Origin of the sequence: Microcoleus anatoxicus (assembly GCF_042465725.1) — a bacterium.
Lineage (GTDB): Bacteria > Cyanobacteriota > Cyanobacteriia > Cyanobacteriales > Microcoleaceae > Microcoleus > Microcoleus anatoxicus.
In genome coordinates this window covers 1,143,301-1,165,826 of the sequence record NZ_CP120853.1, presented here as the reverse complement: position 1 = coordinate 1,165,826, position 22,526 = coordinate 1,143,301, and the positions used below count along the sequence as shown (strand labels likewise).

Below are 22,526 nucleotides of genomic sequence, written 5' to 3'. Positions count from 1 at the left end.
AGCCTTGGAGGGCTTAAAACTCATGACTACATCTTACTCCACAGAGTCAAATTCTGCATCCGATTCCTCAGAAAATTCCAGCCAACTGAACACAGGCTCTTTCGACATCCGTGACCACTTGAACAAGCTGGAACCAGGCAAAGAGAAGAATAAATACACTTGCCCGGTATGTGGCGGACACAACCTAAGCGTTGAACCTAGAACTGGCAAATATAAGTGCTGGTCTGGCGACTGTAGTAGCGCTGCTATCCGTGAAGCTATTAAGCCGTTATCCGAGTTCTTGGCAGAGCAGCATGGCAACAAATCTGCCAGCACACGTCAGCCCGCCAAGAAAGCTACCAAGAAAGCACAGTCAGCACCAGTCCCAATTCCCACAGGATTGAAGCTCTTAAAGCTGCTAGCACCACAATACGGGCCTGAACCATTCAAACCTCAATACATCCCAAAGGATGTACCTGTCGATGCAGAGCAAGTCACCTACGTTTACAGTGCCTCACAGGAAGTCTTTCGGTTTCAGTGGATAGACCTGAGCAAGCCAAAGGGACGGGACAAAACCTACCGTCAGATTCACATTGACGGCAACGGTAAACGGGTATGGACTAAAGGTGATTTACCTTGGTCTGCTTACCGCATTGATGAAGTAGTTGAGGTTTTAGCGGGTGTACCAGACGGTGAGCCTGTTGCAGTTCTGATGCTTGAGGGTGAACCGAACGTAGAGCTAGCGCGGTCTCACGGTATCGCAGCTTTGACCATGCAGGGGTCTAAATGGAGCCACCATGAGATACAAATGATGGCTGAAACTCTGCAAGCAACAGGCAAAAATATCGTACTCGTGAAGCTGCGGGATAACGATGACACAGGAGTTAAGAAGGGCACAGAGGTTCGGCTGGTTTGCAACCACATTCAATTCCCTTGCCTAGTCGTTGACCCGGTTGCCATTTGTCCAGATATCCCAGACAAAGGGGATATCCGAGAGATTTTGGAAACTATGGACATTGAAGAGTTTATTCGCCGATTAGAAGCGGAAATTCATGGCGCTGCAACGGAAGAAATACAAGAAAATCCTTTACTCTCACGCCCGCATACGTGTGAAGATGTAGTATATTTGTCGTCTAATAGTAACATTGACGATTACATTCCAGACACAGCACCAGTTTCAGAAGAAAATTACGTTCTAAAAGCTGAATCTGCACTGTACTCTGACGGTCATTGGGTGTCGATTGCGGGTCAAATTTACCGATTCACTGGCAGTTACTACGAGTTGCGTTCTGAGGTTTCCGAGAAACGTCGCATCTTTGAGTGGTTGAGGACTTACTCAGAGAAAGGGAAAGGGGGCGTGTACCGTCGTAGCCGAGTTAACTCAAGTAGCACAAATGAAGTCTACAACTCAATGGTTTTAGGGCTGGCTGTAGACATTGAGACTGTGAACCCGCCGGGATTGAACTGTTCTAACGGGGTGGTAAAAATCAACTCTGACGGCTCACACACGATTACCCCCCATGACCCAAAACAGGTCTACACATACATCGGCGGCAAATATGACCCTGACATTGATGCCACAGATTGCGATCGCCTTTTGGAGTGTCTTGAACCACAACAACGTGAGATTTTTCTCAGGACAATTGCTGCTGCACTGTGTCTACCGTTAGCTCGTTTGAAGATGTCGCGGGTCAAAGGACTGCTTTGTCACGGCGATGGTAGCAACGGTAAAGATACTTTGCGGACTGCGTTGGTGGCGGTGTTGGGACGCGGTGTGACTGGGAAGTCTTTAAAGGACTTTCAGATTTATGACACTGGGAGAAAGTTTCCCCTCGCTGGTCTGGAGAATTCTTTGTGCAACTGGTAAGGGTGAGAATGCGGACGCGGTGAAACTGGACAAGCTACAAAGTCTCAAGCAGTTCATCACCGGGGATGAGTTGACTATTGAACATAAGGGACGTGGTGAGTATCCATACAAGCCAGAGGCGATATTTCTTGCTAACTGCAATGTTCTGCCATCTATCAGTAGTGACGCAGAAGCTATCCGCAGCCGATACTGCATTCTGAGTTTTAAGAAAACTTACGTGGTCGGGGCTGATTCTAGTAAGGGTGAGTTAGAGGCAGACCCTCGGTTTAAGGAAGACCCAAACTTTATTCTGGAACGGATTGCACCGGCGCTGCTGAACAGGATGCTGGAGCGGATACCGTTGTTGCTGGCTCAAGGGATTAATTACGGTTCGAGTGACGCGGCTTTACGGGAAGCTCAGGAAAAGTCTCAGCACCTTTGGCAGTTTGTCAGGGATATGGGGTATGAGGTTGGTCAAGGTGAGCGGGTTTACGCTAAAGATTTGTGGCAGGAGTTGCGGAACTGGTATGTAGAGGCAGGCATTCTTGAGATAGAGGGTGACAAGGGAAAACTGATTTGGAACGAGTTACCTGGGCGGGACACTCCTGTTAAGGCAATCAACCAAGTGTTTGCTCGGTTCAGTGAACTATTCCCTAAGTTAGAAAAACACCGACACACTGAAGCGGTTTTGGACTCTCAACGGACGAAGGGTGATTTTTACTATCTCGGCATCAGCAAGCAAAATTCTAAAAGAAGTGAAAAAAGTGCTCCAGCGTCTCCAGCACCTGATTCTACCGTTGTTTTATATCCAGCAGTGCTCCAGCAAGAAAATTATGCTGGAACACCGCTGGAGCAAACAATCCTTACGCAGGGCGCTGCTGGAGACGCTGGAGCACTAAATCCAACTTTTTCAGAAGTTTGCAATTTACTCTCAAAACTCACGTCTAAACTCACAGATGAGGAACGGCGAAAACTGGCAGAAATACTCACTCAACCTCAACCGGAACAGCCAACACCTCCAACACAGTCCAAGCGCGTAACCCTCAAAAAAGGTGTGCGAGTCCGCTACGTGGGTAACAATGCTGGCTGCGTAGCACAGTACGGAAAACTTGACCTTGTGGTTGATGAGGTTAAAAACCACCACGTTTGTTGTCTGAAGCCATCAGGGCAGTTTTACGACTTGGCTCAACCCCCAAGACTTAAGGGTGATTCCTGACTAGGCAATGACCAAGGACTAACGACTGGTACTCTTATCCCCCGACCTTGGGGGATTTTCTGTGTCTTCACTGCCAACAATAATAGTTACCTAATAAATTTATGTAACCACTATTGATAGTTACCTAATAAACTTATGTAACCACTATGTGTAACCAATATTGGTAGTTACCTAATAAACTTATGTAACTAATCCTATGTAACCCATTGACAGTTGCTTAAAGGTTGCCTAGGTTGGTTGCTTAAGTGGTTAAGTAACCGGGTAGGCAACCTATGAAAATTCCATCGGTGAGGCAAGGATTGATAGAGGCAGAGGACGGCAAGGTATTTCAACTAAATTCTCCCAAGGGTGTGGCGTGGTTGGAGACGATCGGCTCTTTCAGATATGAGCCCGCAGGAGACGGCAAACCTTACACAGTTCGCAAAGAAGCGAGTGCTTACTGGTACGGTTGCAGAAAGATTGAGGGAAAGGTACGTAAAAAATACATCGGTAAAAGCTCAGAGGTAAACATCGCAAGGCTTGAGGAGATTGCAGAAGCCTTGGAGATACCCACAGAACCACGGGTCAAGCAGGTTGCAGAAGTTGTAGAATGGGTTGCAGAGGTTGCACAATCTCCACAGGTTACAGAAAGAGTTGCAGAAAGTAGAGTAACAGCGTTAGAGTTGCAGGTAGCGGCATTAGTAAAAGCCGTTGAAGCGTTACAGGAGGCATTGCAGGGAAAGTCCGAATCGGGTGATTCTCAGGAGTTGCCCAAGGTTGATAATGAGGTTGCAGAACGGTTACAGAAAGAGTTAAGCAACTTAAAGGCTGAGAATCAGAAACTAAAGACTGACTATGCCACGTTACTAGAATCCAGTACCCTCGTCACTAATAAGCTCAGGCAAGAATCATTGGTAACAAGTTAAGCTTGGATGGCTGTTGTCAAGGGGATTTGAGAAGATGCTTCAAAGAAAAAGCAGTCAGACCCTCGCTGTCGATCGGGGAAAGGTGCCACAATTAACTTAACGTTGGGTTTTCGTTGAGATTTAACAATACCTAAATCTCGATTTTCTGGCGCGGCGAAATACTCGATCAAGTCAGTTGCCTTACCTTTTTGATGAGCCACATAAAAATGGTAAAGACCCCTGTAAATCATCTCTAATGAAATCGAATCTATTGGTAAAGATAGTCGGTCAGCAACGGCATCACCTAAATCGACCAAGATTGCATAAAATATCCAAGTCCCCCAAATTTGAAGCTGGATGCCGTTGAGAGAACCTGTCCACAAATAACTTAATCCCAAAAGCCTTTTTACGGTATTAAAAGCATCTTCAATCCTCCAGCGCCTGCGATATAAATCTGCCACTACGTAGGGTGGTAAAACTTGAGGATCTAGTACGCTTGTCAAATAAGAATGCCAAGCTTTACCCGAACGAACTTCAATCAGACGTAAGGTAATAAATGGAGTTTTTGCTGTTCCCGAACCCAAACGTACCAGACTATCTCTCAGGTCGTAACTTTTGGTAAATACTTGCTTTACTTGAATGGCTGCTCCTTTTTTTAAACGAGTAATTAAGTGGATATCTGCTTCAATTAATTTGAGCCAAAAGCTAAAATGGTAAAATCCTCTATCCAGTAAGAGTAAGGTTTTACTTGGCACTAATTGCAGGATATTTTCTTCAAGCTTAACATCAGAAGCTCTCGGGTTTTCCTGAAACCAAATATCAACCGGGAGTCTGGTCATTAAATCTATGACCGTTGCCATTTTTCCTGCCAACTGCCCTTTGGGTATATGTTCGAGGCTTTTGAGCTGACAAAATAATGATTCGAGAGTTGAACTATCTACTATCCAAATTCTCGAAAATTTGGTCAAGGTAAATTGAATGCTTTCTGGTAAAGGTCGTTGGTTTCTCTGGTGCCAAGCAGTTCTTAAATTCGGTAATAAATTTTTGAATACTCCCTCAAATAATGTGGCGGGAAAACTTAAGAATCTTTGAGACATTGCTTGTTGACTGACTGTCGTAGGTCCGCACCACAAAAAACCTTCCCTTGCCAGCATTCTTGTAAGTTCTGTTACTCCAGCCACCTCTCGCCACAGTAGGGTTAATACTGCTGCTACCATCAACGGTAGGTTAAGAATTCTCCCTCGTAAACCTAGTTGACGGTAGTAATTTTCTTGTGAGGTAATGGCCGGTGTTAGTAATGCCGATAGTTGTGAGGCAATCTCCTCGTCTTCCACCATCGGTTTTGTAGTTTTTTTGGCGTGGTCACGGTTGGTTTTCTGACTTTTAGCCATATTTACTGACCTACACAATCGCTCAATTATTTGTCAATTATATCCTTCGATAATACCAATGCCCGCAACTGTTATCGATCGCCTGTCACTGTTATCGATCGCCTGTCACTGTTATCGATCGCCCGTCACTGTTATCGATCGCCTGTCACTGTTATCGATCGCCTGTCACTGTTATCGATCGCCCGTCACTGTTATCGATCGCCCGTCACTGTTATCGATCGCCCGTCACTGTTATCGATCGCCTGTCACTGTTATCGATCGCCCGTCACTGTTATCGATCGCCTGTCACTGTTATCGATCGCCCGTCACTGTTATCGATCGTGGTGCAACGCCAATCGAGTCCACAACTTATTAATAATGATAATCGTGCTTGGGTGAGAGAGTCCACCGCAGGAGGACTCTCTCACCCTTACCCCTATTTGATTATCATTATTATTACCTAATATTTCTATCCCAAGAGGTATTGACAAAATCTACTCCCTTCTAACTTGTTACTAATGGGCAAGAATTACAAGAAGTGCGATCGCAACTTGAGACCGAGAGAACCCGGTGGGATGAATTGCAGGAAGAGTTGGACGATCGGGAAGAAATTTGCGCCCAACTGCGATCGCAACTCTCCGACCTGAAACAAAAATCAGTCACTGCCAGCGAGTTCCCGGAGTCGGCTGACTTGCTCAACCAGTTAAAAGGACGGCGTAAAAAGTCCAAGGCAGACTTGGCTGATATCGACGCTATTCTGGGGGTTCTAGTCGCCTATAACGGCTAAAAGCCAGTGTAGGCATGGATTGTATTCAATTTGTATTCAAATGAGGCAATTTGTATTCAATTTTCAGTCAATTTCCAGTCAACTAGACCCATTGATAGTCCCAAAAATCAGCAATAAAAAACCTCAAACCGTTGATTTGTCGTTGGTTTGAGGTTTTTACAGATATAAGCGGGCAGCGGGAATCGAACCCGCATAATTAGCTTGGAAGGCTAAAGTTTTACCACTAAACTATGCCCGCATACAATCTCTAACATTACCGTAAAGTTCTGGAAATAGCAAGAGATTTTTGAAAGTTTTTTTATAACCTCCGGAAAAGTGGCTTAATCGTCACTCTCAGCCACAGTTCGGAGTAAACTGGCTTGCCGCCCGATCGCGCAGGCTGAAATTCCCAGTCTCGGAAAAGTTGTCTCGCTAAAGCCTCAAAATTAATGCTTTTGCCGGACGATGACCCTTGATTGCTATTGGCTTTAACATTTCCGATCGCAGCAAGTCTCCCTCGATCGTCAATTTGCAAAAACACGTCCAAGCTTACAACCGACGAGCCAATCTGCAAAACATCGATCTGTTTCTGATTTTGCCTCGGTCTGGCTAGTTGGTCGGGGATGTCCCTATTGCCACCACGGATACTGTTTAAATCTAAAGTAGCGATCGCACCCGAACTTTCTGGTGGCTGAGGAACCCTGACTGGCGATCGCCGAGGATTTGGCAGTGGAGATCTGGGATAGGGTAATGGTTCCCGAATCGGTTTCGGAGAGGCGATCGGTCTGGGATAGGGTAATGGTTCCCGAATCGGTTTCGGAGAGGCGATCGGTCTGGGATAGGGTAATGGTTGCTGAATCGGGCTCGGAGAGGCGATCGGTCTGGGATAGGGTAATGGTTGCTGAATCGGGGCCGGAGAAATTGGTGGTTTCTCAATCGGTTGCTGAATCGGGGCCGGAGAAATTGGTGGTTTCTCAATCGGTTGTGAATTTGGTTCGGGAGAAACTTGTGGTTTCTCAATGGGTTGTGAATTTGGTTCGGGAGAAATAGGTGGTTTCTCAATCGGTTGTAAATTTGGTTCGGGAGAAATTGGTGGTGCGGATATTTGCCGTGGCTGAACAATAGCAATAGGCTCTTGAGAAACTGTTGATTCTGGTGGTGTCGATCGCTCCTGAACAACAGGAGCGCGATCGACTATTGATGGTGGTATTTCATCCTTTACACTTTTAGGAGCAACTATTGATTGAGGTTGGGGCTGTTTTTCAATGACCGGTTTTTGGGCAACTATTGATTGAGGTTGGGGCTGTTTTTCAATGACCGGTTTTTGGGCAACTATTGATTGAGGTTGGGGCTGTTTTTCAATGACCGGTTTTTGAGCAGTTATTGATTCTGGTTGGGGCTGTTTTTCAATGACCGGCTTTTGAGCAACTATTGATTGAGGTTGGGGCTGTTTATTTACAGGTTTTTGAGCAACTATTGATTGAGGTAATTGAGGCAATTTCTTAATATATTTTATATTTTGTTTAGATTTTAATTGATTATTTTTTGTCGATTTTATTTTTGTAAAAGCTCGCGATTTATTTTTTGAATTAGATGAAATTTTTAGTTGATTTGATGCCAGCATTGATGGAAAAATTGACTTGTTTCTAATGACAAGATTAGGTCTAGCAACAATTGATTGAGGTTTTGACTGGAATTTAATTCCCGATTTAGCCGCAGCAACACTTGATTGTGTTTTTGACTGGGGCTTCATTCTAGTTTTACCCGCAGCAACAATTGATTGGGGTTGTGACTGGGGCTTGATTGTCGTTTTAGCCACAGCAGCAATTAATTTGGGTTGGGATGGGGATTTAATTTCCGTTTTAGCCACAACAGCAATTGATTTGGTTTGGGACTTTGCAGCTACCACAGACTTGAGCGAAATTTGTGATTTATTTAAGGGGATTTTAACGGAATACTGCTTAGGTACTGGCTGTTTTACCTGCTTGTTTTTTAAGGTTATAACAGCCGTAAGCGCTGGGATTTTATTTAATGGTTTGGGAGTTTTTATGATTTTTAAATTATTGCGTTTGGCTGGGGTATTTGGGGTGATTTTTTCCTGATTTTTGGGAATATTTGCCGATTTTAAAGCAGTGGGTGTGGATTTGGTGATTTTTTTAGGTACATCATTAGCCCCGATTATTGACTTTTTTGTAAGTATTTGCCTTGAGAATGGGGGCAAAGTTTGTGCTTTATTTATATTGGCTGGCTTGGGTTCAGGAGATTTTTGAGATGGGATAATTTCAATTAAATTGACAGCAGCCGATCGACTTTCTGGTACAATCTGAGAGCGAATTATGCTCAGGCGTAAGATCCAGAAAACCAGTCCATGTAAAAAAACAGACCCTAAAATCGCAACTATCCACAGCATTGGCGGATCGGATCGCTTTTGCTGATTAAAGGTTTTGGTAGAAGTTTGAGAATTCATGGGTAAGACGCAGGAATTTAAAGCTATTTGTTGGTGATCGGTTCCTTTTTGCCCCATACGTTTGAGTTGCAGTTAAATCCGGATCGGATTGGTGAAAATAGAATATCAAAAACCCCAACTTCTTCAATAAGTCGGGGCTCTAAGGGAATTTTATGGTTGTTGGGAAAATTTAGGGGTGAAAATAATCGTAAATTTGTTGTGCTAGACGCGGGCCAATTCCAGGTACTTCCGTCAATTGTTCGGGTGTAGCTAAGCGCAGATAGTCGATCGACCGAAAATGCGCTAATAATTGTTTTTGTCGGTGGTGTCCCAATCCCGAAATTTCATCTAAGCGCGATCGCTTCATTCTCCCACTTCTTTGTTCTCTGTGAAAACTGACTGCAAATCTGTGGGCTTCATCCCGCACCCGACGTAATAATTGTACCCCAGGCTGTTCGGCATCAGTGGGCAGGGGCAAAGATTCCCCAGGCAGAAATATCTCTTCTCGCTGCTTTGCTAAACTCACAACACGCAACTCTTCTAGCAAATTCATCTCTCGCAAAACTGCTACCACTGCTGAAAGTTGACCTTTCCCTCCATCTATCATTATTAAGTCTGGTTTGTCAACAATCTCATTATCAACTGTAGATAAACTGCTTATTTCTTCCTTCTTCCATCCTCCCTTGGGCGAGGTAGAGGTGGGTTCTTCTTCCATCCTTCCCTTGGGAGGGGATTGCTTCTTCCCTCGAAAGCGACGACCAAGAACTTCTGCTAAACTAGCAAAATCGTCCGAATGACCTGATTTTATTTCAGGATTCTTAATTTTGTAGTGGCGGTAGTGTTGATTGGCTGGTAAACCGTCAATAAATACGACGCGGGAAGCTACCGCATCAGAACCTTGAATGTGAGAAATATCATAACCTTCAATGCGGTGGGGAATTTCGGGCAAATCGAGAATTTCTGCTAAATCTTGCATGGCTTGAGAATTGCGATCGCTCAATCTTTGCATTCTTGCTAATTCATACTCAGCATTGCGTTCTACCATCTCAATTAACTCTGCCTTGGTTTGCCGCTGGGGTGTCAAAATCGTCACTTTTCGCCCCTTGCGGTTGCTCAACCAATCTGCTAGAATTTCCCCTTCTGGTAAGTCATATTGCACTGAAATTTCGCTGGGAATTTCTACAGATTCAACATTTTGATAATGTTCCTCCAATACCCGCTGCAAAATCGCTCCAGCTTCTACCCCGCCTGGTTCTCCCTGTTGGTAAGGGGGGGAGGAAAGAGAAGATTGAAACAACTCTTGCCCTCCCTTTGCAAGGGCGGGTTGGGGCGGAATATCCGCCATAAATCCCAATCTTCCGACTAATTGACCGGCACGAATTTGGAATAGTTGAATGCAAGCGTGCTGGGTGTCTGCAGCCAGGGCGATCGCATCTCTGGAAACAGTATCGTTTGGTAAAGATACTTTTTGACCTGCGCTCAAAGACTGCAAACCTTTAATTTGATCTCGAATTCGCGCCGCCATTTCAAAGTTTAAATCTGCGGCTGCTTGTTCCATTTGTGGTTCCAGTAGATCCACTAATTCCTGAGTCCTTCCTTGAAAAATCATCGCTACTTTTTGGATGATTTTGCGATAATCTTCCGCAGACACTAACCCTTGACACACGCCGACGCAGCGGCCGATATCGTAGTTTAAACAAGGACGGTCTTTAAAGAGCGGTTGAGGGCGCTGTCGCAGGGGGAAAATCCGCTTGATTAAATGCAGCGTACTCCGCAGCGCGCCTGTATCGACGTAGGGGCCGTAGTAGCGGTCTTTGGCATTACCTGCGCGGCGTTTGCGGGTGATGAAAATGCGCGGGTATTCTTCTGACCAGGTTATGCACAAATAGGGATATTTTTTATCATCTTTGAGGAGGACATTAAAGTAAGGTTGGTGCTGCTTGACAAGGTTTGCTTCTAATGCTAAAGCTTCGGCTTCTGTATCGGTGGCGATGAATTCTATTTCGCGGACTTGTTGCACCATCATGGCGATGCGGGGACTGAGATTTTGGCTTTCGCGAAAATAGGAACGGACGCGGTTTCTGAGTTTTTTTGATTTGCCGATGTAAAGGATGCGATCGCTCTCATCTCGCATTAAATATACACCAGGTACGGCAGGAATTTCTTTGAGGCGGCTTTCCAAGCGTTCTGCATCTTTAACTAGCGGCAGAGTTTTTGTAGACGGCATATAAATTAGAGATTTTTTGACTTATATATACCATTGTAACGCTGTCAACAGGATCGAGCCAAAATCCAAACAGCAGATTGATGATTGCCTACCTGGCTGGTTTCTTGTAAAATGTAGTGGTTATTTATTCCTTTGCTCCTATTTGTTGATAAATTTATTCATCATAAAATAGTAAATTGCTCGGCATTATATGATGTCTCTACTTCACAGAATCTGAGATAAAAACTTCCTGGTGCGTTCTTCTTTAGGATTCTGAAAAAACTCTTCTGGGTCTGCTTCTTCGACTAAAACTCCGCCATCCATTAACACAATGCGATCGGCAACTTCACGGGCAAACCCGACTTCGTGAGTCACCACTACCATTGTAATTCCTGTTTTAGCTAAATTTCGCATCACATCTAAAACTTCTCGTACCATTTCTGGATCTAATGCTGATGTCGGTTCATCAAACAGCATGATTTTAGGCTGCATCGCCAAAGAACGGGCAATTGCTACCCGCTGCTGTTGTCCTCCAGAAAGTTGTCCCGGATATTTTTGTGCTTGCGACAAAATACCGACTCTTTCTAACAGTTGCATGGCTATTTCTTCAGCTTTTTTCTTCGGCCAGCGGCGCACCCAGACGGGGGCTAGCATGACGTTTTGCAATACTGATAGATGGGGAAACAGGTTGAATTGCTGAAATACCATTCCTACTTCCCGGCGAATTGTTTCGATGTTGCGTAAATCGTGGGAAAGTTCGATACCGTCGATCGTAATTTTACCTTGTTGGTATTCTTCTAAGGCGTTAAAGGTGCGAATAAATGTGGATTTTCCCGAACCGGATGGACCCATGACGACGACGACTTCGCCTCGGTTGACGTTCATGCTGACGCCGCGCAGTACGTGAAATTGTCCGTACCATTTGTGGACGCTTTCTGCAATGATTACTGGTTCTGGGCTTGTTTGCGGAGTTTCCATAATTTTGTTATTTTTTAAGCGCTGATGCTAGCTGATGCACGGGGATGAACGCAGATAAATATTTACCGCTGACCTACTCCTAAACTTCGCTCTATTTTGCGGCTGGCTAGAGACATTGAGTAACAAAATACCCAATAAATAATGCCTATGAATATGTAAACTTCGGCGTATCTGCCAATATAGGATGGATTTGCTAAAACTGCGCGGGAGATGCCGATTAATTCTAACATTCCGAATAGGGAAAGTAGGGATGTGTCCATGAATAATCCGATGAATTGTCCGCCGATCGCCGGAATGACTGTTCGCAATGCTTGAGGGAGTACAATTAAGAGTGTGAGTAAGGGTGTATTTAGCCCGATCGCCCTTGCTGCTTCTATTTGGCCCCTGGGTACTGCCTGCAAACCGCCACGGACGTTTTCAGCTAAGTATGCTGCACTAAATAATGTTAATCCAGCAATGGCTCTAATGACTCTATCTAATTTGGGATATTCTGGCGGCAAGAAGAGTTGCAGCATGACTTGACCTAGAAACAAAATGCCAATTAAAGGCAAACCCCGAATAATTTCAATGTATAATGTTGATAGCAGTTTCACAACTGGTAAAGTGCTTTGTCTGCCTAGGGCTAGCAATACTCCCAAAGGAAAAGAAAGCACTATACTAATTACTGCTAAAAACAGCGTCAATACTAAACCTCCCCAATCATTTGTCGAGACTTCTGTCAAGCCTAAACCGCCTTTAATTAACCACAAAATTACTGGGAATGAAACAGCCCAAGCTGCGGGAATCCAGTTAACCCCCCCCAACCCCCCCTTGCTAAGGGGGGGCGAGGGCAGGGCTGTTTCATTCTTTGTAGGGGCAATCCCCCCGTGGTTGCCCCAATGCCTGAAATGACGGAAAATGGTCGGTGGGGGCGAGGGGGGGTTGGGGTTCATTTGTCTACCCACAAAATAGCTGGCAGCGGCTATGATAATATCTCCTAGCAAGTAGAGGCGGGAGGTAAGGTCGATCGGGGAAATTACCGCGCCGACAACCCCAGCACCGAGTAAAATCAGTAATGGCGGATTCCACAGCCTTTCTTGGCGCTGAATGTTTCCCCAAGTTAAGCCGGCTAGTAAAGTAATTATTCCGGTTACTATCCACAGCCGCCAATAGGATTCGCTGGGAAATCTGCCGACAAAAAATAGTGGCAAATTAGCTTCTAATACCCGCCATTGAGCTTTTGTAGTTGCCCAAACGATAATTCCGGTAATGACTTGGAAACTAACAATTAGACAAATCACTGTCAAAATGCTGTTGTACCAGGTACTAAATAAATTTTTACGGGCCCAATTCCAAGGGGTGGGCGATTCAGTGGCTGGGGGCGGAAGTATAGGTATTGTTTCCATAGGTTGTTAGTTGTTATTTAGTTAACTTCTAATTGCACTTGCTAAAATTCCTAATATTTTTTTTATGTCGTTCAAAAAGTATTCTTTCAAGTCAATTTCAATCACTTGTTCTTTTAGTTTTAAAAATCTCCAGTTAGTGCCGCTAGTAACAGCACCATAAATTGTCGAAATCTGGTTGCCTTCACGTTCGTTAAATATTCTAGCTGCCAACATTTCTGCTACGCACTGTCCCAAACCGCCATTAATATTTTCTTTTTTAGCTTCCACAATAATAACTACTGGTGCGGTAACAATTAATAATTCGGGAGAACGACTAATTAGAAAATCGCAATTTCCATTTAATCCTTGTTCGGCATCAATTGTAAAGTCAATTCCCGAAAAAAAGCTAATCTCAGAATTAAACTGTTTTCTCAACTCGATCAAAATCGGTGCAATTATCATTTCCGAGCGAGCTTTTTCTGTGTTACTGCTAATAGCTAACGGCACGGTATATAGAAGTGTTTCTTCTAAAAAGCTACTACTTTCTAACTCGGCTATATCAGAAAACATATTAATTTTATCTAAAACTTTAAAATCAAAAGTTTTAGATACTTTTGCTAAACTAAAATCACTGTATGCCATTCGGTTTCTCCTTGTACGAGCGATTAAAAAGCTCAACTCTTATTAAACTTTATCTTTCCTTTAGTTGTACAGTTTGATTGTACCAATTCATAAATAGAGAAATTATCAAGCTAATAGTGAGATATGTTACCATGATAATTAACATGGCTTCGATCGCCCTTCCGGTTTGATTCAATGTCGGGGAAGCCACCACAAAGTAAACGTCGGGATAGGCGATCGCCACTGCTAAACTAGAATTCTTAGCTAAATTCAAATACTGGCTGGTTAACGGCGGAATAATTACCCGCAAAGCTTGAGGCAAAATTACCAACCGCATTATGGTTCCAGATTTCAATCCCAAAGACTTCGCTGCTTCCATCTGCCCTCTTGGGACTGATTGAATTCCGGCGCGGACAATTTCGGCAATGTAACTGCCAGTATACAAGCTGAGTCCTGTAACTAGGGCTGCAAATTCTGGAGTTAATTTCAATCCTCCTTCCAGTTGCAATTCTGGCGTGAGGCGGGGAACATCTAAGCGAAAAGGCAGATTTTTGGTAATAATCAAAGCTGAGATTGCACTCAGAGCGATCGCACCTAATGCCCAAAGCAACTGTCTTCCTGGCTGCGCTTGTTCTATCATAACGCGGGCGCGCCACTGCCACAGAAGAGTCGCGGCCAAAACTCCGACAGTTAGCAAAATCAACCAAATTTCAAAACCGGGTAAAGTCGCCAGCCAAGGGACTGCAATACCGCGATTTGTCAAGTATACTGGGCCACTCATCTGCGGGTTTTCTTCCAGCTTTGGTAGCGAAATGAACACTGCAAAATACCAAAAAAATAATTGCAGCAACAAGGGTGTATTGCGGATAATTTCTACATATAAACCTGCTAAACTTCGCAGTAACCAGTTGTCAGAAAGCCGGGATATTCCTACAGTCAAACCTGCAATGGTTGCTAGAACTATACCAATTACCATCACTCGCAATGAGTTAACTAAGCCGACCAAATAAGCTTGTTTATAATTATTTTCTGGATTGTAGGCAATTACTTTTTCACCAATATCAAAGGATGCTTGGGAATTGAGAAAGTCAAATCCGAAAGCGATGCCTAGTTGTGAGTAATTGGCGCTGAGATTGTCCCATAAAATTGCGCCGACAACTATTACTAAAATTAGGGCGATCGCCTGTCCAGCAATTTTCCAAAACCGATCGTCTCTAAGCAGTTTAATCATATTAGTTATTTGTTATTTGTTATTGGTTGTTTGTTATTGGTTGTTTGTTATTGGTTATTGGTTATTTGTTATTGGTTGTTTGTTATTGGTTATTTGTTATTTGTTGCGTCGCTGGCGTAGTCGAAGGTTGATTGGTTATTGGTTGTTTGTTGATAGTTGATAGTGGTTAGTGATTTTACCAATCCCTAATGACTGCTGACTAATAACAAATAACCAATAACCAATAACAACTAACAACTAACCAATAACAACTAACAACTAACCAATAACTGACAAAAATTAGCGGAACGGTGGCGAGTACATCAAACCTCCATCTTTCCAGAGTTTGTTTTGACCCCGGTCTAGTTTGAGTGTACTTTTGGGCCCGATATTGCGATCGTACATTTCGCCATAATTGCCCACTTTTTTCACAATGCGAGCAGCGTAATCGTTCGGGAGTCCTAAACCTTTACCCAAATCTCCTTCTTTTCCTAGCAAACGTTTGACGTTGGGGTCTGTACTGCTGGCTACAATTTGGTCTACATTTGTCGAATTAATTCCCAAATCTTCCGCTTCTATCGCTGCAAAAATAATCCACCTTACCGCATCTGACCATTTAGGATCGCCGCTTTTTACGGCTGGGGCTAAAGGTTCTTTTGACATCACTTCTGGCAAAATCACGTTGTTTTCGGAAGTGGGTAGAGTTGTGCGTTTGGAGACAAGTTGCGATCGATCGGCGGTGACTCCCTGACATCTACCTTCTTGATAGGTAGCAAAGGTAGCGTTCACATCTTCAAAAACGACTGGAGTGTATTTAACTCCCAATTTTCGCATTTGGTCGGATAAGTTTTGTTCGGTACTGGTACCTGTTTGGACGCAGATCGATTTACCTGCAAAATCTTTTAAGCTCTTAATACCGCTGTCTTTTTTGACCATGATGCTTTGAGAGTCATAAAAGATGACAGGGGCAAATTCGAGCCCGGTGGTGCTGTCGCGACTGACTGTGTAGGTAGTGTTGCGACTGAGAATGTCTATTTCCCCCGCTTGCAAAACTGTAAATCTTTCTTTGGCGTTGAGATTGCGGTATTCTACTTTCTCAGGATCGTCAAATATTGCGGCCGCGATCGCCCTGCATACATCTACATCTAATCCGGAGTATTTACCCTTTTCATCTACAAAGCTAAAACCCGGTAGTTGACCACTGACTCCACAAATTAGTTTACCGCGACTCAGGATTGTATCTATCCGACTTGAGCCTTGTTGCGATTTGCCTTCGGTAGCATTTGTTTGTGCCGCTTGTCCGGTTTGTGGTGTTTGTCCTGTTTGTAGCGATCGATCCCTACAAGCTGTCAATGGTACTACCATTAACATAGTTGCCCACAACAGAAATTTCCATTTACGCATAGGTTTTAGTAGAACGCTTTCCTGACAATCCTACCTTGTCGCTGACGATAACTGTGGTCGATCGCACCTGAGACTAAATTTGCCTTCATAACCTCTATTTATCGAGGTGGAGACGGGAATTAGCGATCGACCAAAAAGGGGGTGCATCACCGGGATTTGCTATCACTGAAAATTCTCCCTTCAGAATCGGCTGTTTGCGCCCGGAGTTGCACAGCGCCAGCCCAGGGACAACCCGCTGGTGATTTTTGTGCTTGAGGAGCGATCGCCCCCTTTCTCGTGTAATATTTATGCGATTCCAATTCAATAGGATCACAATAGCTCAGGGGCTAGTCGCTGCTCTGCTAAATCGCGGATGAGAGAAAGCCGAGACTGGATGTACTCATCTAACACATCTGCTTCTTTACCATTGAGCGCAGAGTTCATCTTCAACTGTTTGAGTAACCACTGTACCAAGGTGTCATCATCCAAAGTCACCAGCACAGTGGCTTGGGTGGTTTCAATTAGTGACCAGAGTTGACGTAACATGACTGGAGTCATAAAATCTCCTTGAGGGTGAATACCCCTTTAGATGGGCGGGCCTAACGAGAAGCTGATCTTGGTATTTTGAGCCGATAGACGAAAAGCACCTTAAGAGCCATCGACTTAATGATTATTTTATATTTGACCACAATAACTGAAAAGAGTAGTGTCCAGCGCTACAACACACAAGACGTTATAAGAGTTCCAAATCTCTTCACATAGAAATAAAAATCTTGATTAAACTTTAAAAAAGTTTACATAAACTCCCCCTTGAGGATAGATTGTCAAATCTCAGATTTAAGATCTAAAGTCCATTGACTACCACTGAGGTTTTGAAAACCAGCCAGAATCACCTCTAGCTGAGCAATCAGGGAAGCAGCGCCTTCGAGATCCTCTGGCTGTGATTCGGCGCGACTTTGAAGTTGGGCAGCAATCTCAGGCATTAATCGTACCGCAGCCGTAGCGCTGACACCCTTAATTTGGTGAGCATAGCGCCCTAGGGCTTCGGCATTTCCCGCAGCGAGGGCTTGTTTAGCAGATTCTAAATAATTGCTAGTATCAACCAGAAAAGCTTGTAATATCTCCCGTTCAAACTCTAAATCAGCCCCAGTAATTTCGTGCAAATGTTCGACATCTACTAAAGATTCTAGATCGAGTTTTATATCTATTTTTAGCTCCTTAGCAGAAGTCTGTGAATTGTCAATATTAGATATTTGATACTTAATTCTTAAATGTGTAGACCATTTTTCTAGTATAGCTTTTAACTTGTCAATAGAAATTGGCTTGGTGATATAATCATCCATGCCAGCGGCCAGACACTTTTCTCGATCGCCCTTCAAAGCATTGGCAGTCATCGCAATCACCACTGTCTGTTGGTGTGGCTGCATCTCACCAGAGCCAATGGCTGCGGCTTCCAGGCCACGCAATCGAGCGGTAGCTTCATAACCGTCTAAAACTGGCATTTGGCAATCCATTAACACAATATCATACTTCTGGATCGCCACCATAGATAAAGCCTCTTCACCGTTATTAGCCACATCCGCAGCACCTCCCAAAACTCTCATTTGATTCAGACAAACTTTTTGATTAATAGGAGTATCTTCAACCAACAAAATCTTCAAGTTAGCTAACTCCTGTTGTTTAGCAACTAATTCTCCATCGACAGTACCTGTGACAGTCGAATTGGCCTCCTCTTCCTTCATTACCGCATCAGGAGCGATCGCCTTTACCAAACATTCCAACACCCGATGAGTTTTGACAGGTTTAATTAAGTAACCACTAAAACCGGTATTCAATAAGCGTTTTGCCTCTTCTATCTGAACCACAGAAGTCAAAACTACCCACTTAGTTTGCTGCATTGCTGACTCAGAAATAATTAAGCGTTCCAGGCTTCCTGTGAGCATTTCCGGCAACTGAATATCAACCAAAGCAATATCAATGGGGATATTTTGGCTGATAGCTTTGTACAAAGAGGCGATCGCCATCCAGCCACTATCAGCTTCCTGAACTTCCATTCCCCAAACAACAGTCATTCTCCGCAGCATTTCTCGCACAGGCGACTTATCACTAGCAACCAAGATTTTTTTACCCGCCAGCATTTTTTGCAAATTCACTTCCGAAGCCGTCGCGGTATTAGTTACCATCTCCTTAATAGCCGGCAAACTAAACCAAAAAGTCGAACCAGCACCGGGGGTACTTTCCACACCAATTTCACCGCCACTCAACTCAACCAACTGCTTGGAAATTGCCAGTCCCAAACCAGTACCTCCATATTTTCTAGTAGTAGAAGCATCAACTTGAGTAAACGATTGAAATAGCTTGTTTAGGTCTTCTGGATTAATTCCGATTCCACTATCTTTAACTTTAAATATCAAATATTGTTGTCTTTCTATCCCCAAGATTAACGGTTGTATTTCCTGGCTTTTTTGGGGAATCCTGGTCGTCAATAAACCTTTTTGACTGGAAAGAGAAACCTCAATCATGACTTCTCCTCCTTCGCTAAATTTAATAGCATTATTTACCAAATTAGTAAGAATTTGACGCAGACGGACCGCATCACCTCTAATTTGTAGCGGTACATCTCTGTCAATCAAAGCTACCAATTCTATACCTTTTTGTTGTGCAGGAGTTGCCAACAACTCCAAGACTTCCTCCAGACAGATACTGACATTAAATCCTAGAGTTTCCAATCGCATTTCTCCTGCTTCTAGTTTCGAGAGGTCAAGAATATCATTAATGATTGAGAGCAGATTTTGACCACTAACTTTCAATGTCTGCATAAAGTCAAGTTGTTCGGGAGTCAGATTAGTTTTCAATAGGAGATCGGTCATTCCCATCACCCCATTCATGGGAGTCCGAATTTCGTGACTCATATTGGCTAAAAATAGCGACTTCATCCGAGACGCTTCCAGTGCAGCTTCCCGTGCTTGTTGGGCTTGTTCAAACAGAGTAGATTGCTGAATGGCGATCGCCAACTGTACGCTCAATCTGCCCAACAAATCCACCTCAGAATCAGTCCAAGCGCGACAATCGCTGCACTGGTGAGCAACCAGCAATCCCCACAATCGATTTTGACTCGTTTCTAAAATCCCTTCCTGCAAGCCAGTCTGGGGATTTTTAGAAAAGACTTGTGTGTTCAAGTCTTGCTTTTCATCAGCGATAAAAATCGGGACTACTAAATTAGACCTTACTTGCAAAGTAGCCAGAAAAGCCCGATGAGTTTCACTCAATTGAGCAGTATAAATATCTTCAATAGCTTGAATTTTCCCCGCCATATACATCGCTTTGTAACTCTCACCAAAACAATTCTCTAGAAGCTTTCTGCCCAGCATGGGCATCCAATCATTGCCGACGGATTCAACCACCACCACTCCGGTTTTATTTGATTCAAAACGGTAAATTACAGTGCGGTCAGTTGCTAGTAATTGTCGAATTTCTTGGACAGCAGTGTTAAGAGTTTGAGTGAGGTTAAGAGACTGGCGAACCCGCTGAGCCACCGCCGACACCAACCGTTCCTGTTCTGCTTGTTGCCGGAGCATTCTTTCGGCTTTTTTTCGTTCAGTGACATCGCGAATTACCGTAGCAAAACACAGTGGTTCTCTGTTTTTCGGGTGTTTCACCAGAAAAACGTTCATCAAAGCATCAAACCGTTTACCGCTGTGTAAATGTTGCAGTATACCTTCTCCTTGCCACTGTCCCTGAGTGCGAATTTTTGGCAAAATCTCTTGAATAAACTTCTGTTGAAAACCAGCACCGATATAATCCCAAATCTCTGTATAGAGAGCTTGAGAAATATTTTCCAAACCCACCAGTCGCCGTCCAGCTTCGTTGACAAACAATGTTTGCCCTTCCAGGGTAGCCATGGCGATAAAATCGCTGCTGTTTTCAATGAGGGAAACAAATTTTTGGCGTTCTTCTTCTGCTCTTTTCCGTTCAGTAATATCGCGTTTGACACAAACATGACAAATGACATCGCCGCCATCATTAATCACAGAATATGCAGCTACATCGATCGCCAAAGTTCTTCCATTTTTAGTTAAATTAGTAGTTTCACCCCTAAAAGTTCCATTTTGACTTAAACTTTTAGCAATTTCCCAAAATCGCTCCCCCGTAATCTGCCGAGGCGTTTCTGTTTCTAATTCGTCATCTGTATATTGTAGGAGAGATTGGTGAGCGCAATTTTGTTCGATAAAAAACCCATCAGCATCAATAATCACGATCGCATCGTTGGAGTTTAAAAATATTTGTCGGTAAAGTTTGAGTCTTTCCTCATCCCGCTTGCGTTCAGTGATATCTCTGTTGACAGTCACGTAACAAACTACATTGTTAGCTTCATTTAGCACAGAAAAAGCCGAAAGTTCCACCTCCACAGTTCCAGCTTCTACAGCCTTAAAACAGGTAATTTCACCTCGATAGCTTCCAGTAAGAGCTAAACTTTGCAGAATCGATGCAAAGGTGTCTTCTCCTAGGTGGACTGCCGGCGTTTCTCGTCCCAATGCTGATTCGCTGTAGCCCAGCAAAGCCTTGTGAGCTAGATTTCTTTCCCAATAATATCCTTGGGGGTCGATAATTGCGATCGCATCATTGGATTTTAAAAATATTTCTTGATATAGTTGCAGCTTCAATTCAGCTTGTTTTCGTCCGCTAACATCGAGAAACAAACCGTAATAAAGCATAGCCCCAGACTCCTGGACTTCAGGATGTGCATCTCCTCGAATCCATTTAAGTTTTCCAGAGGGGGTGACAATTCTGCCTTCCCAGCGCCAAGGCTGCAAATTTTCAGCAGCCAGGAGTACAGAATTGACAAATTCATCTCGATCTTCAGGATGAATTAAGTCAACAATTATCTGAATATCTTGCTGAGCAGCAAGAGGTTCAATTTCATACAAGTCTAGACAACCTGCACTCAAAAAAGAGAAAGCCAGGGAGCCATCGGGATGCAAATCCACTTGATACACCGTACCTGGTATATTAGCCGTAATTTTTTGTATTTGGGCTTGGCTTTCACGTCTAGCTGTATCTGTTATGGAGGATTGTGTAATCTCGCGAGAAAAACCCAAAATTGCGAATACATTTCCCGCAGCATCATAGACCGGCCGTTTTTGGGTATCAAAGATGTGATGTTTGCCGTTAGTAAAGGCGATCGGGCTGTCAGGATTGTGAATTTTCTCCCCAGCGAGTACGGCTCGATCGTCTTCGCGCCAGCCTCTAATTCCGCCATCGCGATCGCCAAATACTACTGTTTCCGAAAATCCTAATTCAATATCATCTTTGCCAATAATTTCCGCAACGGTTTTACCTAAGTAGTCAGCAAAGCTTTGATTGACTAAAATGTATCTAAAATTTCGATCTTTGGCAAAAACTCTGTCCGGGGTAGCGTCAATCAAACTTCGCAGCAATAGTTGTTGATTTTGTGAGGACAAATCTAGCGGAAAATTCTTACTCGCTGATACCTCTAAATTTTGCTGTTTAGATAAATTTACCCATGCTTGGGAACAGATGTGAGCAGTCGTATGGAGCAAGCACAGGCGATCGAAATCAAAAACCTTCGCCCCCACTGCACCGATGAACAACACTCCCAAAAATTCTGTGCTTTCATCGAGCATCACCGGAGCCATCAACACAGATTGCAACTCAACAATTGGGGGGTGTTCCAGATTGTGCGCCCAATCCCGATTTCCTCCCAGCCATTGAGTGCGAGCCTCCCGCAAGCGAGACTCAATTTCCGATGTTGTCGCTTCCGTTAACGGCGCTGAGTTTTGACAGTATATGCGATCGTCCGAATGGGTCAAAATAGCGATCGCTTCTGTGGGAATCAAGCGCCCTAGATATTCGATACCAGCAGACCAAATTTCCTCAGCACCGAAAGCTAATTGCACTTTAGCAGTCAGTTCCTTAAAAACTTGCACTTCCAAGGTACGCTGGCGGACTTTTGCTTTGAGGCTGGCGGCTAGGATTTGCATAGTGCTGATTACACTGATTTGCTGATGTTATGTTGATTGATTATCAAATTTTTTTCAACAAAAATGGTTAAATATATTTGACAACAATACAAATTTTTGATACTTATCCTGCATTCTACCTTTAAAAAAAACAGTATAGCAAACCCCAAGGCAGTTAGGAGGTTTTGCAGTGCTCAAAGCATTGATGTTCTGGCATTTTCCTTCTAACTTATTTTTATCCTCAGCCAGTTGACCCCTAGGGAAGAGGAAGGGAGC

The 22,526-nt window shown here is 43.8% G+C and carries 16 protein-coding genes and 1 tRNA gene; 5 read left to right on the top strand and 12 right to left on the bottom strand.

Annotated features, from left to right (window positions below; translation table 11 throughout):
* Window positions 1–22: 22 nt before the first annotated feature.
* From P2A85_RS04920 to P2A85_RS04910, 3 genes are all read left to right on the top strand, one after another.
* Window positions 23–1,846, top strand: a complete 1,824-nt coding sequence (locus tag P2A85_RS04920; RefSeq protein WP_377477865.1) for a hypothetical protein — start codon at window positions 23–25, stop codon at window positions 1,844–1,846.
* On the top strand, window positions 1,788–3,041 hold the full coding sequence (locus P2A85_RS04915; RefSeq protein ID WP_377477864.1) for a hypothetical protein: 1,254 nt from the start codon (window positions 1,788–1,790) through the stop codon (window positions 3,039–3,041). The genes P2A85_RS04920 and P2A85_RS04915 overlap by 59 nt, the downstream gene beginning before the upstream one ends.
* 272 nt (window positions 3,042–3,313) lie before the next feature.
* On the top strand, window positions 3,314–3,946 hold the full coding sequence (locus tag P2A85_RS04910; protein WP_377477863.1) for a hypothetical protein: 633 nt from the start codon (window positions 3,314–3,316) through the stop codon (window positions 3,944–3,946).
* Here the strand turns inward: P2A85_RS04910 and P2A85_RS04905 are convergent.
* Entirely contained in the window at window positions 3,943–5,262 is a 1,320-nt protein-coding gene (locus P2A85_RS04905) for an IS4 family transposase (RefSeq protein WP_377481315.1), read from the bottom strand. The genes P2A85_RS04910 and P2A85_RS04905 overlap by 4 nt on opposite strands.
* A gap of 112 nt (window positions 5,263–5,374) precedes the next feature.
* Between P2A85_RS04905 and P2A85_RS04900 the strand changes: the two genes are divergently transcribed.
* Together P2A85_RS04900 and P2A85_RS04895 are read left to right on the top strand one after the other, a co-directional pair.
* The gene (locus P2A85_RS04900) at window positions 5,375–5,671 is read left to right on the top strand and encodes a hypothetical protein (protein WP_377473255.1); all 297 of its coding nucleotides are present in this window, start codon (window positions 5,375–5,377) and stop codon (window positions 5,669–5,671) included.
* 162 nt (window positions 5,672–5,833) lie between these two features.
* Window positions 5,834–6,082 (top strand): flagellar alpha dynein, encoded by a 249-nt coding sequence (locus P2A85_RS04895; RefSeq protein ID WP_377477862.1) that lies wholly within the window; start codon window positions 5,834–5,836, stop codon window positions 6,080–6,082.
* A gap of 167 nt (window positions 6,083–6,249) precedes the next feature.
* Here the strand turns inward: P2A85_RS04895 and P2A85_RS04890 are convergent.
* From P2A85_RS04890 to P2A85_RS04840, 11 genes are all read right to left on the bottom strand, one after another.
* Window positions 6,250–6,320, bottom strand: a tRNA-Gly gene (locus P2A85_RS04890).
* Window positions 6,321–6,380: 60 nt separating this feature from the next.
* On the bottom strand, window positions 6,381–8,585 hold the full coding sequence (locus P2A85_RS04885; protein WP_377477861.1) for a hypothetical protein: 2,205 nt from the start codon (window positions 8,583–8,585) through the stop codon (window positions 6,381–6,383).
* Window positions 8,586–8,697: 112 nt separating this feature from the next.
* Window positions 8,698–10,734 carry an excinuclease ABC subunit UvrC gene (uvrC, locus tag P2A85_RS04880; protein ID WP_377477860.1) on the bottom strand — a complete coding sequence of 679 codons (2,037 nt, stop codon included), beginning with the start codon at window positions 10,732–10,734 and terminating at the stop codon, window positions 8,698–8,700.
* Between the two features lie 204 nt (window positions 10,735–10,938).
* Window positions 10,939–11,691 (bottom strand): amino acid ABC transporter ATP-binding protein, encoded by a 753-nt coding sequence (locus tag P2A85_RS04875; protein WP_377477859.1) that lies wholly within the window; start codon window positions 11,689–11,691, stop codon window positions 10,939–10,941.
* A gap of 62 nt (window positions 11,692–11,753) precedes the next feature.
* Complete coding sequence (locus P2A85_RS04870) at window positions 11,754–13,076, bottom strand: amino acid ABC transporter permease (RefSeq protein WP_377477858.1); 1,323 nt, start codon at window positions 13,074–13,076, stop codon at window positions 11,754–11,756.
* Between the two features lie 21 nt (window positions 13,077–13,097).
* Window positions 13,098–13,697: a hypothetical protein gene (locus P2A85_RS04865; RefSeq protein WP_377477857.1), complete on the bottom strand. Its 600-nt coding sequence runs from the start codon at window positions 13,695–13,697 to the stop codon at window positions 13,098–13,100.
* A 49-nt stretch (window positions 13,698–13,746) separates the two neighbouring features.
* Entirely contained in the window at window positions 13,747–14,907 is a 1,161-nt protein-coding gene (locus tag P2A85_RS04860; RefSeq protein WP_377477856.1) for an amino acid ABC transporter permease, read from the bottom strand.
* Window positions 14,908–15,186: 279 nt separating this feature from the next.
* Window positions 15,187–16,290 carry an amino acid ABC transporter substrate-binding protein gene (locus tag P2A85_RS04855; protein WP_377477855.1) on the bottom strand — a complete coding sequence of 368 codons (1,104 nt, stop codon included), beginning with the start codon at window positions 16,288–16,290 and terminating at the stop codon, window positions 15,187–15,189.
* A gap of 94 nt (window positions 16,291–16,384) precedes the next feature.
* Complete coding sequence (locus P2A85_RS04850; RefSeq protein ID WP_377477854.1) at window positions 16,385–16,603, bottom strand: hypothetical protein; 219 nt, start codon at window positions 16,601–16,603, stop codon at window positions 16,385–16,387.
* A complete protein-coding gene (locus P2A85_RS04845; RefSeq protein ID WP_340523491.1) occupies window positions 16,600–16,827 on the bottom strand; it encodes a hypothetical protein in 228 nt (75 codons plus the stop codon). The genes P2A85_RS04850 and P2A85_RS04845 overlap by 4 nt, the downstream gene beginning before the upstream one ends.
* A 266-nt stretch (window positions 16,828–17,093) precedes the next feature.
* Complete coding sequence (locus tag P2A85_RS04840) at window positions 17,094–22,271, bottom strand: PAS domain S-box protein (protein WP_377477853.1); 5,178 nt, start codon at window positions 22,269–22,271, stop codon at window positions 17,094–17,096.
* Window positions 22,272–22,526: the final 255 nt, after the last annotated feature.